This window comes from Staphylococcus simulans (assembly GCF_003043455.1).
Classification (GTDB): domain Bacteria; phylum Bacillota; class Bacilli; order Staphylococcales; family Staphylococcaceae; genus Staphylococcus; species Staphylococcus simulans_A.
Genome location: NZ_PZGG01000055.1, coordinates 1 through 15,835, shown reverse-complemented (window position 1 = coordinate 15,835; position 15,835 = coordinate 1). Strand labels below are relative to the sequence as shown.

Below are 15,835 nucleotides of genomic sequence, written 5' to 3'. Positions count from 1 at the left end.
TATTCTCTAATTATACGTGAGGGCTTTATTTTTTTGAAATAATATGAGTATTTTATATAAAAAGCCGAGGAAAATCATTAAAGATTCTCCTCGGCTTTTATTTGAGACTGGATTTATGTCCCAGCCCCTTTTGTCACATTTAAACAAGATTTAATAAGAAAGCTTTAGCTTGTTGATAGATATCTAAATTAAAGTCATTGACTTCACGATCGAAATCGTGGTCTTTATTATCAAATGCGATGAATTTTGTTTCTGGAATGTTGCGGTCTAAATGTTGCGCTTCGCCGAACGGCACATCTGGATCTTGTTTACCATGCACAATAAACGTCGGTGGGAAGGTTTTTAGTGTTTTAGGTGCAATATTATAGGCTGCATCTGTAGATTGTTGAATACCTAATAGCTTCAACCATTCGTTTTGCCCACGTGCATAAAGGTAAATGAGATAACGTGTCTGCAAATCACCTTGTGTTAAAGGTTCTGTTTGAATCATATTATTCAAAAGTTCTGGCGTGATTTGTTGGGACATGGCTTTGTATTGTGGATTTGCACGTAAGAATTGCGGTACGTGGAAACGACTATAGCCATAGAAATCTAAGATACCTTGTACTTCACGTTTAGAAGCGACGATTAAAGATAAAAACGCACCTGCTGAACGACCGAATAAGAAAATTGGCAAATCTGTATGATTGGCTTTGACGTCGTCGAATTGTGTTAAGGCATCATTGATAATCGTATCGATGTTGCTTTCAGGTGCTAAACGATAGTCAGCTGAAATCATTGTGAAATCTTCAGTCAATAAATCAACGTATGCTTGCGGTAAATCATCAGGTTGACCGAAAATCAGTCCGCCGCCATGAAAGTAAAGAATGATACCTTTAGGTTCATTTTGAGCGGGTGTAATGAGTTGCGTTAATTGAAATTGGTCTTGGGTTGTGATGTGTTTTGTTTCTGACAACAAAAGAACCTCCTTTGATTATGTTAGATTGATTGAATTCGTTCATAATTACCCAAAATAATTATCCCAAACCTTATATCTATCGTATTTGTACAAAATGAATAAATACGAGGATGTTAATTGTCGGAATTGTAGATGTAGTAACAAAAGTAAACATTTATAATAGATGGTGAGATGAAAAGGAGTTGTTGAATATGAACATCCGTTCCTCTTTTGAAGCTTTAGATAAGCAATTTACCGCATACGGCGGTTTGATTGGCGGAGGAATTACACGCTTGCTTTATTCTGATGAATGGCAGCAAGCCGTGCATGCTTTAAAAGAAACATTAGAATCAGCTGGATTTGACGCAACTTTCGACGACGTCGGCAACTTAACAGGTCGTTTGGAAGGCAGTAAATATCCAGATGAAAAAATTGTTTCAGGTTCTCATATTGACACAGTCGTTGAAGGCGGTCATTTAGACGGTCAATTCGGAATCTTAGCTGCTGTGACAGCAATGAAAGCACTTAAAGAAGAACATGGCCAACCCCTTCGTTCTTTAGAAGTGCTTGCCTTAGCTGAAGAAGAAGGCAGTCGTTTCCCATTCGCATTCTGGGGCAGTAAAAACTACTTCAATCTTGTAGACAAATCAGAAGTTGAAGAGATTGCAGACGCAGAAGGTGTGCGTTTTGAAGATGCGATGAGAGACTCTGGCTTTGACTACAGAAAACAAGACCAAAACCACGATGACATCAAAGCCTTTGTTGAAGTGCATATCGAGCAGGGGAAAGTGCTTGAAACTGAAAACAAAGCAATTGGTGTAGTCAATGGTATCGTCGGTCAAAAACGCTACACAGTTACATTGAAAGGTGAAGCGAACCACGCAGGTACAACACCGATGGGCTTAAGAAAAGACGCAGTTGTAGGATTTAGTGAGATTGCTTCTAAATTAACACAACGCGCTAGAGAAATCGGCGATCCGTTAGTACTGACTTTCGGTCGTGTTGATCCTGTACCGAACACAGTTAACGTAGTCCCAGGTGAAATTGTCTTCAGTATTGATACACGTCATATTGATCAAGACGCATTAAATCAATTCGCTGACGAAATCACAGAAACAATCAAATCAGTATCTGAGTCAGAAGGCTTAGATTACGACATTGATTTATGGATGGACGAAGCCCCGGTTTTAATGGACAAAGGTTTAGTAGATAGAATCGAACAATCAGCTGACCAAATAGTGGGTAAAGAACAATATAAAGTCATGGCATCAGGTGCCGGACACGATTCGCAAATCTTTGCGAAATTTGTGCCGACAGCAATGTTGTTCACACCATCTATCAACGGCATCAGTCATAACGTTGAAGAAGAAACGAACATCGAAGACTTAGTAAAAGGAATCGAAGTATTAAAAGACGTTTTATATGAATTAGCTTACAAAGAATAATTAATGTAAAGGAGTTTTTAATAATGGGTTACTTAAATCACAATCAAGGTTATAGAGAAGGTTTATTAGAAACAAGAGCAGTTATCAAAAAAGACAATTACGCAGTTATCGTTCCAGACGGTTTAGTAAATAACGTGGTACCAGGATTCGAAGATTGCGACGTTACTATTTTAGGTTCACCACGTTTAGGTGCACGTTTCGTTGACTACCTAGTAACATTGAAAGACCAAGGCGGCAACACACAAGGATTCGGCGGAGACGGAATCCAAACATTCATCTATGTTGTATACGGAAACATCAATGCGTATGCTGGCGATGAAAAATACGAATTATCACAAGGTGGCTACTTATACGTACCAGCTGATCAAGTAATGAAATTCGAAAACAACAACAATAACGAAGACAGCCGTGTATTCTTATACAAAAAACGTTACCAACCACTTGAAGGTCACAAACCAGAAGTTGTGACAGGCAACGTAAATGATATCAAAGCTGAACCATATGAAGGTATGAAAGAAGTATTAGTTCAAGACTTATTACCAAAAGATATCGCATATGATATGAACATTCACATCTTATCATTCGAACCAGGTGCTTCACATGGTTATGTTGAAACACACGTACAAGAACACGGTGCTTACGTATTAAGCGGCCGCGGTATGTACAACCTAGACAATGAATGGTTACCAGTAGACAAAGGTGACTATATCTTCATGGGCGCTTATGCACCACAAGCAACTTATGCTATCGGATTAGAAGAACCATTCGCATATATCTACTCTAAAGATGCTAACCGTGACATCGAACTATAAGAGAGGGTTTCTAAATCATGAGTGAAGAGAATTTAGTTTATGTTGGCTATGATGAGTTACGCCAATTATTTAAAGAAAAGCTTATGCTTGCAGGCATGCCTGACAAGTATGCAGATAAAGTCGCTGAGCTGATGGTATTCGCAGATGCGCGCGGTATCCATTCTCATGGTGCCGTTCGCTTGCGCTACTATGCAGAACGTACAGCAAAAGGCGGATTCAACTTAGAACCAGAAATTAAATTTGAAAAAACAGGCAAATCTACAGGTATTTATCACGCAGATAATACAGTCGGCCATTACGCAGCTTACCATGCGATGGAAGAAGCGATTCAAATGGCGAAAGAAAATGGTATTGCTGCTGTAGGTGTCAAAGAAATGGGACACAGCGGTGCGATTGGTTACTACACACAAATGGCTGGTAAACACGGTTTAGTGTCATTAAGTGTCTGCCAATCAGATCCGATGGTTGTACCATTCGGAGGTACAAAACCTTACTTCGGTACGAACCCGATTGCATTTGGTGCACCTCGTAAAGATGGCAAGCCTATTGTCTTTGATATGGCTACAACTGTACAAGCGTGGGGTAAAATTTTAGACGCACGTTCAAAACATCATTCAATCCCAGATACTTGGGCGGTGGATGATAAAGGTGAACCGACGACAGACCCTTATAAAGTCAGCGCATTGTTGCCAGCAGCTGGACCGAAAGGTTACGGCTTAATGATGATGGTAGATATTCTATCAGGCAGCTTGCTTGGCTTACCATTTGGTCAGCATGTGTCTTCAATGTATGAAGATTACAGTGCGTACCGTCGTCTCGGCCAATTCCATTTAGTGATTAACCCAAGTTACTTCGGTGACGAGGAGCAATTCTTATCACAAATGGAACAAATGGTTCAAGAACTTCATGATATTGATCCTGCGAAAGGCTTTGACCAAGTCTACTATCCAGGTGAAATTCAAGAAGATGTGGAAGCAAAATACGAAGAAACAGGTATTCCAATTCCGCAATCTATCTATGACTACATGAAGTCAGAACAAGTTTACTAATTCAATTGAATGAGCGGTGCTGGTCATTGCACCGGCATCGCTCTTTATTTAGTTTTGTAGACTAAAGAATTGCAAGAATCTTCAAAAAAGTCAGGAGGGTTTTAGTGATGCGTGTTACAAAAAAAGAACTTTATGAGTTAATGAAAAATAAATTGATGAAAGCAGGTTTGCAAGAAGATGCAGCTGCTGACGTCTCAGATGTTTTAACATTCGCAGACCATCGCGGTATTCATTCTCATGGTGCAGTACGTGTTGAATATTACGCAGAACGTATTGCCAAGGGTGGTATTAATACTCATCCGAATTACGAGTTTGAACAAACAGGTCCATCTTCTGCAGTGTTCCACGGCGACAATGGCCCAGGACACCAAGCAGCAAAACAAGCGATGGACAAAGCGATTGACATGGCGAAAGAAAATGGTATTGCCGTGGTTGGCGTGAAAAATATCAGCCACAGTGGCGCACTAGGCTATTTCGTTGAAATGGCAGCAGACCAAGATATGGTCGGCATCAGTATGTGCCAATCTGACCCGATGGTTGTACCATTCGGCGGAACTGAACCATATTTCGGTACAAACCCGATTGCTTTCAGTGCACCGACAAATGATGATCGTGTGATTACATTTGATATGGCGACAACTGTACAAGCATGGGGCAAAGTATTAGATGCACGTTCAAAAGGCCAATCTATCCCAGATACATGGGCAGTAGATGAAAACGGTGAACCTACTACAGATTCAAGAGCGGTACACGCTTTAGTACCTGTCGCAGGTCCTAAAGGCTATGGCTTAATGATGATGGTAGATATCTTATCAGGCAGCTTGCTTGGTTTACCATTCGGCGGTCACGTGTCATCAATGTACAAAGATTTAACAAAAGGCAGAGATTTAGGCCAATTACATGTGGTAATTAATCCGGCTTACTTCACTGATCCTAAACAGTTCAAACAACAACTTTCAACGATGATTGATGAGTTGAAAGCACAACCAGCTGCGAAAGGTTATGGCGAAGTTTACTACCCAGGTGAACGTGGACGTTTACGTAGTGAACGCTATGACAAAGATGGTATTGAAATTGTAGATGACATCTATGACTACTTGAAGTCAGATGATGTGCATTACGACCGTTATCACGGTAAAAACAGATTTGCAGAATAATAATGGAGGACTATTATGTTATATACAATCATTAAAGAGAATACGTATCAAGACTCTATTGTATTGATGTTGTTATCAAACAAATTATCAGCAATGGACGGCGTGAATAAAGTATCAATTATGATGGGTACACCCGCAAACAAAGACATCTTCAGAGCTTCAGGCTTCGATTCACCTGAACTAGATGAAGCAAAACCAAACGATATTGTTATCATGATCGATACAGATGATGAATCAATGGTTGATGAAGTGAATCAACAAGTTGAAGACGAGTTAAAAGGTAAAGCAGAAGATGATAAAGCTGAATCAACACAAGAAGTTTCTAACTGGAACCAAGCGTTAGATAAAGCGAACAATCCAAACCTTGCATTGATTTCAGTTCCTGGTCAATATGCGGCTATGGAAGCTGAAACAGCACTTAGAAATAACTTGCATGTGTTCATGTTCAGTGACAACGTACCTAAAGATGACGAAGTACGTTTGAAAGAAATGGCACATGACAAAGGATTACTTGTAATGGGTCCTGACTGTGGTACAGGTATTATCCATTCATTACCATTAGCTTTCACAAACATCGTGAACAAAGGTGACATTGGTATCGTAGGTGCATCAGGTACTGGTATCCAAGAAATCACTACAATTGTTGACCGTGAAGGTAAAGGTGTAACTAACGCAATCGGTACAGGCGGCCGTGACTTGTCAACAGAAGTCGGTGCTATCACAATGATGGACAGTATCAAAGCGTTAGCACAAGATCCAGCTGTTAAAGTGATTACAGTTGTTTCAAAACCACCAGCTAAAGAAGTAGAAGAAAAAGTATTGAACTTGCTTCGTAATATCGACAAACCAGTTGTGACATTATTCTTAGGTCACAAACCAGAATACACTGAAGCAAACATTTATCATGCATATACACTAGAAGAAGCTGCACGTGTATCAGTTCAACTTTCTAATGGTGAAAAACCTGAATTCAAACCAGCAACTAAAGAAATCAAAGCTTCATTGAAAGATGGCCAAGACGGCATCAAAGGTTACTACTCAGGTGGTACATTAGCAAGTGAAGCAGCAATGCTTGTTAAAGATGCGTTCGACGGCTTAAAAGATGAAACTACAGAAGGTTTCACTTACAAAGCTGGCAACCATGAAATCATTGACTTAGGTGATGACATGTATACACAAGGTCGTCCTCACCCAATGATCGACCCAGGTAAACGTATCGAAAAATTACAAGAAGCAGCAAATGATGAAAGCACTGCAGTGATTATGTTAGACAACGTAATCGGTTACGGCAGCCATGATGATATGGCAGGTCAATTAGCACCAGCTATCGAAGACATCATCAGCGAAGCAAAAGCAAATGGTCGTGACATTGCAGTATTAGCAACAGTAGTTGGTACTGACCACGATCCACAAAGCTATGAACAACAAATCAAAACATTAGAAGAAGCAGGTGCACAAATCTGCGAAACAAACGATCAAATGGTACGTTCAGCAATCGAATTAACAGGTCATAAAGCTGAACAACCTGAATTGAAAGAAGAGTCATTCGAAGCAACACCAGTTGACTTATCAGTAGATGATAAGATTCTTCAATTAATCAACACAACACCAAGTGTTATCAACGTTGGACTAAAAAGCTTTGCGACTGCAATTGATGAAAGCGGCGCAGATGTTGTTCAATTCAACTGGAGACCAGTTGCTGGCGGAGACGAAAAACTAATGAAAGTATTACAATTCTTAAACAACTATGAAGGAGAGTCTGTATAATGGGTTACCAAACAATTGATGAAGCAAACCAAGCTGTCATAGATAAAATGATCGCAGCAGCACCATTCCTAGTTGACGTGGTACCTGCGAAAGATAAAATTCCTGAATTGAAAGAGCGTGTTTTACTACATGCTGGTCCACCGATTAAATATGAAAACATGACTGATCCAATGAAAGGTGCATGTATCGGTGCAATCCTATTCGAAGGATGGGCAAAAGACGAAGATGCTGCACGTGAATTATTAGAAAATGATAAAATCGAATTCATTCCTTGTCATCACGTAAACGCAGTAGGACCAATGGGCGGTATTACTTCAATGAACATGCCTGTATTGGTTGTTGAAAACAGAGAAAGCGGCAATGAAGCTTATTGCCAAATGAACGAAGGTATCGGCGCGGTATTACGTTTCGGTGCTTACAATGAAACAGTTGTAAATCGTCTACACTGGATGAAAGACGTATTAGGTCCAGTATTAGGTAAAGCTGTACGTCAAATGGAAGACGGCTTAAACGTTAACGTATTAATTGCGAAAGCAATCGCAATGGGTGACGAATTCCACCAACGTAACATTGCAGCTTCATTAGCATTCTTAAAAGAAGTTGCGCCAATCATCTCTGAATTAGAAGATGTTGAACCTGAAAAACGTACAGAAGTAATTCAGTTCTTAGCAGACACTGACCAATTCTTCTTAAACGTTGCGATGGCAACAGGTAAAGCAATGATGGATGCTGCACGTGAAATCCAACACGGTACAATCGTTACAGCAATGTGCCGTAACGGTGAAAACTTCGGTATCCGTATCGCTGGTATGGGTGACGAATGGTTCACAGCACCTGTAAATACACCACAAGGTTTATATTTCACAGGTTATTCTTCAGACGATGCTAACCCTGATATCGGTGACTCAGCAATTACTGAAACAATCGGTGTCGGTGGTATGGCAATGATCGCAGCACCTGCAGTTACACGTTTCGTAGGTAGCGGCGGCTTTGCAGATGCCTTAGCAACTTCAGACGAAATGACTGAAATTTGTATCGGTGAGAACCCTAACTTCTCTATCCCGACTTGGGACTTCAAAGGTGCTTGCTTAGGTATCGATGCTCGCTTAGTTGTTGAAAAAGGTATCACACCAGTCATCAACACTGGTATTGCACACAAAATTGCCGGCTTCGGTCAAATTGGTGCAGGTACTGTACAACCACCAATCGAATGCTTCGAAAAAGCAATCACAGCTTATGCTGAAAAACTAGGATTTAATGGATGATTCTCTCAGCACAAGCCATTGGCGCAAGTGCAAGCAGAATCTTGAATCACACAACAGAACTTAAAGTGCATAGCCGCTTTAACAAAGGTTTTAATGTGGTGGATAAAGATGACAATCTCATCTTTATCGGTACCACTGAAAATGGCTTGTTTCCATTTGGAGTTGTAGTTGATGCATACACCAGAGACCGATTACTACAATCGATCGAGGTGGGTCAAACGTTAAAAGCACATCCACGCGCTTTAGCGTTTGATCGCAACTTACAACTTAATATCAATGTGAATGCATTTAAAGCGAGTCAAAATTTTAAAGACGTTCATTTGAATCAATTAAAGGAAAGCATCCAAGCATTTGATTTCAGTGAATATGCTGACGGGGATTTTAATCCTGCTAAAATGCAATCGATTTATGATGCATTGTCAAACCCACATGGTGATGCGAAGACTGAATTACGCTATTTAATAGGTCGAGGACAAGGTTTGACGCCATCAGGCGATGATATGTTAGTAGGAATGTTGTTTGTTCACTTTATTAGACCGTTTATTCAATCCCAGCATTTAACAGAAATTGAACAGCTGGTTGATGAACCTTTAACAACATTGGTCAGCCAAACCTTTTTAAAGTACGCGGTTAAACGTGTTTTTAGTTCTAAATTAACTGATTTGATGGAAGATGCCTCTAAGTCGACGTTAGAAAAACTTCTCCAAGTAGGCTCATCATCAGGTAAAGACACACTTTATGGTATGTCTATAGCTTTATTGAAGGAGTGAAAGAAGAATGGGTAAATATGTTGTTTTAGCACTTGGCGGTAACGCAATTTTACAACCTGGCCAAGAAACAACGTTTGAAAATCAATATAACAACGTAAAAAATGCGGCAAGCAAAATGGCCGACATTAAAGAAAGTGGACACAAAATTGTTGTGACACATGGTAATGGTCCGCAAGTAGGTAACATCATCGTTCAAAACGAAGCGGCTAAAGACCAAGTTTCACCAATGCCGATTGATGTATGTAACGCTGAATCTCAAGGATTCATCGGTTATATGATGGAAAGTGCATTGAAAAATGGTTTATACCAACGCGGTATCGATTCAAATGTTGTGTCATTTTTAACAATGGTCGAAGTCAGCAAAGATGATCCGGCTTTCGACAATCCAACGAAACCGATCGGTGTGTTCTTCTCTGAAGAAGAAGCAAAACGCATGGAAAAAGAACAAGGTTTCACTATGGTTGAAGATGCTGGCCGTGGCTATCGTCGTGTTGTACCTTCACCTGAACCAATGGTCATCAACGGTGTCGATGCGATTAAACGTTTAATGACAGACACAGTTGTGATTTCATCTGGTGGTGGCGGTATCCCAGTATATCGTGACGACAACGGTAAAATTCACGGCTTAGAAGCGGTTATTGATAAAGACCGTTCAGGCTTGAAATTAGCTGAACAAGTGAACGCTGATACGTTCATTATGTTAACTGACGTACCGAATGTTTATATCAACTACGGTAAAGAAAATGAAGCGAAATTAGAAAATATCTCAGTTGAGGAAGCTGAACAATATGTTGCGGAAGGTCAATTCCCAGCAGGTAGTATGTTACCGAAAATCCAAGCTGCGATTGAATTCGCGAAAACAGGTAAAGAAGCGATTATCTGCTCATTAGCAGATGCTGTCGATGCTTTAGAAGGTAAAGCAGGTACACGTATCACTTTAAGTAAATAAGTGACGTGATGCATAGTAAGGTATGTTAATCTTCTATACCTGTACTTGCATTGATGAAACGAAAGACATAGAATAAAGTTAATTCAATGAGGTGGGGAGATTAGGTTCTGTCCTACCTCTCTCTTTATTTTCAAATAAACTTAAATAAATGAAGAAAGGGTGAGCATATGGTACAGGATGAACGCTTCCAAAAACATAGATTGCGCGATTCGTGGTTGATTGTTCTAGCGATGGTCTTTGTCGCTTCAACATTACGTGCACCTTTAACAGCTGTAGGTCCGGTTATTGATCAAATTAAAGATGCACTAGCGATTAATAACAGTGTGGCAGGTATTTTAACTACAATCCCACTCTTGATTTTCGGTATTGTATCACCGTTTGTATCTAAAGTATCTTCGCGTTTAACGATGTCTAAGACGGTATTCTTATCTACAATATTAGTCATTATTGCGTTAATCGTACGTGTTTCTGGCGGATTCCCAATTTTCATCATAGGTACAGTGTTATTAGGTATCGGTATTGCCTTTGGTAACGTTGTGCTGCCAAGTTATGTAAAATGGAAATTCCCACTTCAAATCGGTCTGATGACAGGTTTATACAGTGGTACGATGAACTTTACTGCAGGTTTAGGCGGCGGCTTAAGTTATCCGTTATCTGAAGCGGGTACATATCGCCTATCGTTAGCTTTCTGGTTAGTATTTGCGATTATTGCGATTATTTTATGGGTGCCGCAAATGTTGTCAGGTACAAAACAAGAGAAAGCCATGCTTGCAGAAGCAGCAAAAGAAGAGAAGAAGTTATTTAAAATCAGCCGTTCTAAACTCGCATGGATGGTCGCATTTATGATGGGCTTCCAATCAATGATTTTCTACACAGTTGTTGCGTGGGTACCATCTATCTTAGTAGATAGAGGCGTAGATGCCTCAACTGCAGGTTACTTATTGATGCTGAACCAATTCGCACAAGTACCGATGACATTCATTTTCCCTATCTTAGCGTCACGTATGAAGAACCAAAAATTATTAGTAACAATCGTGTCCGCATTCTTTATTATCGGATTCGCACTGTTCTTCTCACAATCATTTACGCTATTGATTATCGGTATGATTCTAGCCGGCTTTGGTATGGGCTCTGGATTTAGTTTATGTATGACATTCTTCTCAATCCGCGCACGTACAAGTGATGGCAGTATCGCATTATCAGGCTTTGGTCAATCAATCGGTTACTTTATCGCCGCAATCGGACCATTCTTAATCGGTTTACTACATGACGTAACTGGTGGATGGATTTCTGGAATTATTTCACTCGTAACGATGGGTGTCTTATTCTATGTATTTGGATTGCTTTCTTCACATGGTGAAGTAGAAGATGAATTAGCATAGTTACTTTAAGCATGACAGTAAATAGACTTACACTGTCATGCTTTTTTAATGAAAATTTAGAGATTCATTCATAGCCCTTTTGAAAATGGTCTCATATAATGGAAGTAAGTCGAAATAAAGGGTGAAATCAATGGAAAATTTTAATGAGTATTTAAATAAAATCGAAGATCCAAAACAAAAGGAAATTTTAACAACTGTTTTTAACTGGGTAGACGAAACCTTTCCTGAGTTAGAGAAAGTAATTAAGTGGAATCAGCCGATGTATACGCATCATGGAACATATATTATCGGGTTCAGCCGTGCGAAGGCACATTTCTCTGTTAATCCTGAAGCAGCAGGGATGAAGCCGTTTATTGAACGTTTTGATGCAAATGGCTATACGTATACAGAAAACTTATTCCGCATTAAATGGACACAAGATATAGACTATGACTTATTAAAGGATATGATTCAATTCAACATAGAGGATAAAGCAGATATTACGTCTTTTTGGCGTCATTATAAATAAGCAATGTAAATACATACAAACAGCGCAGCCTCCCAGGGTTGCGCTGTTTGTTTCTGCTAACTAATTCAATTGTTTATTTCGTTTACCTTTGAAGTATAAGAGTGCTTCTATCATAAAGACGATAATAAGTGAGAAGCCGAATAAAGGCATTAAAACACCTAGAATAATTAAAGTGATTATAAGTGAAATAGACATCGGCTTTTTCACACGTCTTGGCAGCATTTCAGCTTGTTTCATGTGTTTTAAGCGTTTAAACCAAGACATGAAGCCAAAGAAAATCCCGCCTAAAAAGGCAATACATACGAGTAAGTTAATGATTTTGTTGGCCATACCGAAGAGGTGGCCTTCGTGAAGCGGAATGCCCCAAGTTAACCATTTCGCTAGGATACCGTAATCTTGATAATTCACTTTACCTAATTGTTTACCTGTATATTGATCCATATAGCGTGTGGTTTCTTTTTCTGGTGCAACATCAAAGCCGGTTACACCACTATTGCTGGCTTTAGATAGCGTAAAGGAACCATCAGGACTGGTTGGATAAACAATCGCAAAAGGACGTGTTAAATCTTGCTTTTCAGCGTTGTGAATCACTTTATCTAAAGATAATTGACCAGGAATATTTGTCATCGGCATCGCCATACTGCCATGATGGCCGCCACCTTCTGATTGTGGTGCTGCTTTTTGTCTTAAAGCCCATGGAATTTCATTGGCTTCTGATTTAGGTGGATTTGCGACGAGTTGAGTTTGACCTAATTGTGGGTAAGCTGTTGAAATTTGGTTGATTTTAGCACCCATGAAGCCAGACCAAGGTAAACCTGTAAAAACTAAGATTAACATCGGAATAGCGATTATTAACCCAATAATCGCATGCCATTTTTGGAATTTAAGTACTTTGTTGTTAGATTTTAATAACTTTTTTCGTACTAACATATAAATACCAGATAATATCATAAAAACAGTCCAACATGCGGTTAATTCAACTAAGTAGTTAATCGCAGTATTCTCGGTCGAAAGGGAACTATGTATACTTCTGACCATATTGGAATAGGTGTATTTCGCATTTTGTTGATCGACAATTTGATTATGATTGTCTAGAAAAATATAGTAAGAATTACCATCCATATCACCAATCGTAATACGGTTATTATAAGGTGATTCCATCACACTGACTTTATTAATAGTATAACCAGGATGTTCTTTTTCGATTTGTTTAATCGCATCGGTCATAGATTGTTGTTTTGTATGTTCGCTTTGACCGTAAAACTCATGCTTATACAATTGATTTTCAACTTCAGGGAAGAAAAGATAAGCAATACCTGACAAAGTCAAAGTAATTAATAAAGGCGTAATAAAGACCGCAGCATAAAAGTGTAATCGCTGCATCGGATTAAATGTGTTGGGTTTCATAGTTTACCTCTTTATCTATATAAATTGTAATGATTTCGCTTTATATAAAAGCTACGTTATATTATTACAGATTTTTAAATAGATGAAAGGACAAATGTTTGCCATATTTTGAAAATTGTATGACGGAAGTGTGAAAATTATAGATAAAAGAAAAAGGAAAGTTAGAGCCTCGTATGAGTTAGGTTTGTTAAATGTATTATGTAGAAAAGCAGTTTTGTTGTTTTGTATTGGCTACATATTCGTAATAATAAATAAGAGGGGATAGTTACAACTAAAAAAATCTCCTTTAAAGCTTTAACAACATTAGTTGCGCTAGCATTAATTCTTACTGAAATTAATGACATTGTGAAAGATGCAGAAGTGTTAGCAGCTAATGTGGTTACAACTGAAGTGGTTTTTGATGAATTGCATCCAAAGATCAGTGTAAAATTTACACATCTTAAGCGTTGACTTACAATATTAGATAAAATATAATTTAGGTATAGCACAATGTATATGTGCTGTACTTATACCTAAAATTACAGAATCTACTAAAACAAGGCAAAATGCCGTGTTTATCTCGTCAACTTGTTGGCGAGATTTTTTTAATATTAAAAATCAAAAAATTCAAACATCTTAGGAGGGTCATATGAATAGAAATTATATATTAGGGCTAGATATCGGAATTACATCAGTGGGTTATGGAATTATTGATTATGAAACAAGAGATGTGATAGATGCAGGTGTTCGTTTATTTAAAGAAGCTAATGTAGAAAATAATGAAGGACGACGATCAAAAAGAGGGGCAAGACGACTTAAGAGACGTCGTAGACATAGATTACAAAGAGTGAAAAAATTGTTGTTTGATTATAAATTATTAAATGAAGACAGTGAAATAAGTGGAATAAATCCATATGAAGTTCGCGTTAAAGGACTAAATGAAAAATTGAGTGATGAAGAATTTTCTGTGGCATTGCTTCATTTAGCAAAGCGCAGAGGTGTACATAATGTAAATGATGTGGAAGAAGATACAGGCAATGAATTATCCACTAAAGAACAAATCGCAAGAAATAATAAAGCCTTGGAAGATAAATATGTTGCGGAATTGCAATTAGAACGATTAAAAGAACAAGGCGGAGTAAGAGGTGCAGCTAATCGCTTCAAAACATCTGATTACATCAAAGAAGCGAAGCAGTTATTAAAGATACAAAGCAATCATCATAAAATTGACGAAACTTTCATAGAGACATATATCAGCTTATTAGAAACTAGAAGAACATACTATGAAGGTCCAGGAGAAGGTAGTCCATTTGGATGGAAGGATATTAAAGAATGGTATGAAATGTTAATGGGACATTGTACATATTTCCCTGAGGAATTACGAAGTGTTAAATATGCTTATAATGCTGATTTATACAATGCCCTAAATGATTTAAATAACTTGATTATTGCACGAGATGAGAATGAGAAACTAGAGTATTATGAGAAATTCCAGATCATTGAGAATGTCTTTAAACAAAAGAAAAAGCCGACACTCAAACAAATTGCGAAAGAGATACTTGTGAATGAAGAAGATATTAAAGGTTATCGTGTAACGAGTACAGGTAAACCAGAATTCACTAATTTTAAAATTTATCATGATATAAAAGGTATTACACCTCGAAAAGAAATTCTGGAGAATGCTGATCTACTCAATCAAATTGCTGAAACTTTAACGATTTATCAGTCAGCAGAAGATATACAAGAAGAATTAACTGAACTGGAACCAAAATTGACACAAGAAGAAATCGAACAAATTTCAAATTTAACTGGTTATACCGGCACACATCGTCTCTCCTTAAAAGCTATCAATTTAATATTAGATGAATTATGGCACACAAGTGATAACCAAATGACCATTTTCAATCGTTTGAAATTTGTGCCGAAAAAAGTGGATTTAAGCCAACAAAAAGAAATACCAACATCTTTAGTAGACGATTTTATCTTATCACCAGTGGTGAAACGTTCATTCATTCAATCTATCAAAGTGATTAATGCCATCATTAAAAAATTCGGTTTGCCAAAAGATATTATTATTGAGCTAGCAAGAGAAAAGAATTCTAAAGAGGCGCAAAAGTTCATTAATGAAATGCAGAAAAGAAACCCTCAGACTAATGAAAGAATCGAAAAAATCATTAAGGAAACTGGTAAAGAAAAAGCTAAGTTTTTAATTGAAAAGATTAAACTGCATGATATGCAAGAAGGAAAATGTTTGTATTCATTGGAATCTATTCCATTAGAAGATTTACTTAATAATCCATATCATTATGAAGTTGATCATATTATTCCTCGTTCTGTTTCTTTTGATAACTCTTTCAATAATAAAGTGCTAGTAAAACAAGAAGAGAATAGTAAGAAGGGAAATAGAA

Annotated in this window: 13 protein-coding genes; 11 read left to right on the top strand and 2 right to left on the bottom strand. The window is 38.1% G+C overall.

Going from position 1 to position 15,835, the window contains the following annotated elements; genetic code table 11:
* Positions 1-139 precede the first annotated feature (139 nt).
* Positions 140-955: an alpha/beta hydrolase gene (locus BU038_RS09685; RefSeq protein WP_241963168.1), complete on the bottom strand. Its 816-nt coding sequence runs from the start codon at positions 953-955 to the stop codon at positions 140-142.
* A gap of 194 nt (positions 956-1,149) precedes the next feature.
* On the opposite strand from BU038_RS09685, the gene allC reads away from it, so the two are divergent.
* The 10 genes from allC (at position 1,150) to BU038_RS09635 (ending at position 12,041) form a co-directional block, all read left to right on the top strand.
* Positions 1,150-2,382, top strand: coding sequence for an allantoate deiminase (allC, locus tag BU038_RS09680; protein ID WP_107605863.1), 1,233 nt, complete (start codon positions 1,150-1,152; stop codon positions 2,380-2,382).
* 23 nt (positions 2,383-2,405) lie between these two features.
* The gene (gene allE, locus BU038_RS09675; RefSeq protein ID WP_107605862.1) at positions 2,406-3,194 is read left to right on the top strand and encodes a (S)-ureidoglycine aminohydrolase; all 789 of its coding nucleotides are present in this window, start codon (positions 2,406-2,408) and stop codon (positions 3,192-3,194) included.
* A 17-nt stretch (positions 3,195-3,211) separates the two neighbouring features.
* The gene (allD, locus tag BU038_RS09670; protein WP_107605861.1) at positions 3,212-4,243 is read left to right on the top strand and encodes an ureidoglycolate dehydrogenase; all 1,032 of its coding nucleotides are present in this window, start codon (positions 3,212-3,214) and stop codon (positions 4,241-4,243) included.
* Between the two features lie 107 nt (positions 4,244-4,350).
* A complete protein-coding gene (gene allD, locus BU038_RS09665) occupies positions 4,351-5,400 on the top strand; it encodes an ureidoglycolate dehydrogenase (RefSeq protein ID WP_107605860.1) in 1,050 nt (349 codons plus the stop codon).
* 15 nt (positions 5,401-5,415) lie between these two features.
* Positions 5,416-7,167, top strand: coding sequence for an acyl-CoA synthetase FdrA (locus tag BU038_RS09660; RefSeq protein WP_107605859.1), 1,752 nt, complete (start codon positions 5,416-5,418; stop codon positions 7,165-7,167).
* Complete coding sequence (locus BU038_RS09655) at positions 7,167-8,432, top strand: DUF1116 domain-containing protein (protein WP_107605858.1); 1,266 nt, start codon at positions 7,167-7,169, stop codon at positions 8,430-8,432. Before BU038_RS09660 ends, BU038_RS09655 begins: the two co-directional genes overlap by 1 nt.
* Positions 8,429-9,202 (top strand): DUF2877 domain-containing protein, encoded by a 774-nt coding sequence (locus tag BU038_RS09650; RefSeq protein WP_107605857.1) that lies wholly within the window; start codon positions 8,429-8,431, stop codon positions 9,200-9,202. Before BU038_RS09655 ends, BU038_RS09650 begins: the two co-directional genes overlap by 4 nt.
* A 7-nt stretch (positions 9,203-9,209) precedes the next feature.
* Complete coding sequence (gene arcC, locus BU038_RS09645) at positions 9,210-10,151, top strand: carbamate kinase (RefSeq protein WP_107605856.1); 942 nt, start codon at positions 9,210-9,212, stop codon at positions 10,149-10,151.
* 167 nt (positions 10,152-10,318) lie between these two features.
* Entirely contained in the window at positions 10,319-11,533 is a 1,215-nt protein-coding gene (locus tag BU038_RS09640; RefSeq protein ID WP_107605855.1) for a CynX/NimT family MFS transporter, read from the top strand.
* Positions 11,534-11,663: 130 nt separating this feature from the next.
* Positions 11,664-12,041, top strand: coding sequence for an iron chaperone (locus BU038_RS09635; protein WP_107605854.1), 378 nt, complete (start codon positions 11,664-11,666; stop codon positions 12,039-12,041).
* A 60-nt stretch (positions 12,042-12,101) separates the two neighbouring features.
* Here the strand turns inward: BU038_RS09635 and BU038_RS09630 are convergent, their stop codons facing one another.
* On the bottom strand, positions 12,102-13,448 hold the full coding sequence (locus BU038_RS09630; protein ID WP_107605853.1) for a PepSY-associated TM helix domain-containing protein: 1,347 nt from the start codon (positions 13,446-13,448) through the stop codon (positions 12,102-12,104).
* Between the two features lie 628 nt (positions 13,449-14,076).
* Between BU038_RS09630 and cas9 the strand changes: the two genes are divergently transcribed.
* On the top strand, positions 14,077-15,835 hold a 1,759-nt coding region (cas9, locus tag BU038_RS09625; protein WP_107605852.1), incomplete at its 3' end, for a type II CRISPR RNA-guided endonuclease Cas9.

Excerpts from the sequence above, each read along its gene's own strand:
- BU038_RS09660 (WP_107605859.1), top strand. The coding sequence starts at position 5,416 with ATGTTATATACAATCATTAAAGAGAATACGTATCAAGACTCTATTGTA.
- BU038_RS09630 (WP_107605853.1), bottom strand. The coding sequence starts at position 13,448 with ATGAAACCCAACACATTTAATCCGATGCAGCGATTACACTTTTATGCT.
- BU038_RS09640 (WP_107605855.1), top strand. The coding sequence starts at position 10,319 with ATGGTACAGGATGAACGCTTCCAAAAACATAGATTGCGCGATTCGTGG.
- allD (WP_107605860.1), top strand. The coding sequence starts at position 4,351 with ATGCGTGTTACAAAAAAAGAACTTTATGAGTTAATGAAAAATAAATTG.
- BU038_RS09650 (WP_107605857.1), top strand. The coding sequence starts at position 8,429 with ATGATTCTCTCAGCACAAGCCATTGGCGCAAGTGCAAGCAGAATCTTG.
- allE (WP_107605862.1), top strand. The coding sequence starts at position 2,406 with ATGGGTTACTTAAATCACAATCAAGGTTATAGAGAAGGTTTATTAGAA.
- allD (WP_107605861.1), top strand. The coding sequence starts at position 3,212 with ATGAGTGAAGAGAATTTAGTTTATGTTGGCTATGATGAGTTACGCCAA.
- BU038_RS09635 (WP_107605854.1), top strand. The coding sequence starts at position 11,664 with ATGGAAAATTTTAATGAGTATTTAAATAAAATCGAAGATCCAAAACAA.
- BU038_RS09655 (WP_107605858.1), top strand. The coding sequence starts at position 7,167 with ATGGGTTACCAAACAATTGATGAAGCAAACCAAGCTGTCATAGATAAA.
- arcC (WP_107605856.1), top strand. The coding sequence starts at position 9,210 with ATGGGTAAATATGTTGTTTTAGCACTTGGCGGTAACGCAATTTTACAA.
- allC (WP_107605863.1), top strand. The coding sequence starts at position 1,150 with ATGAACATCCGTTCCTCTTTTGAAGCTTTAGATAAGCAATTTACCGCA.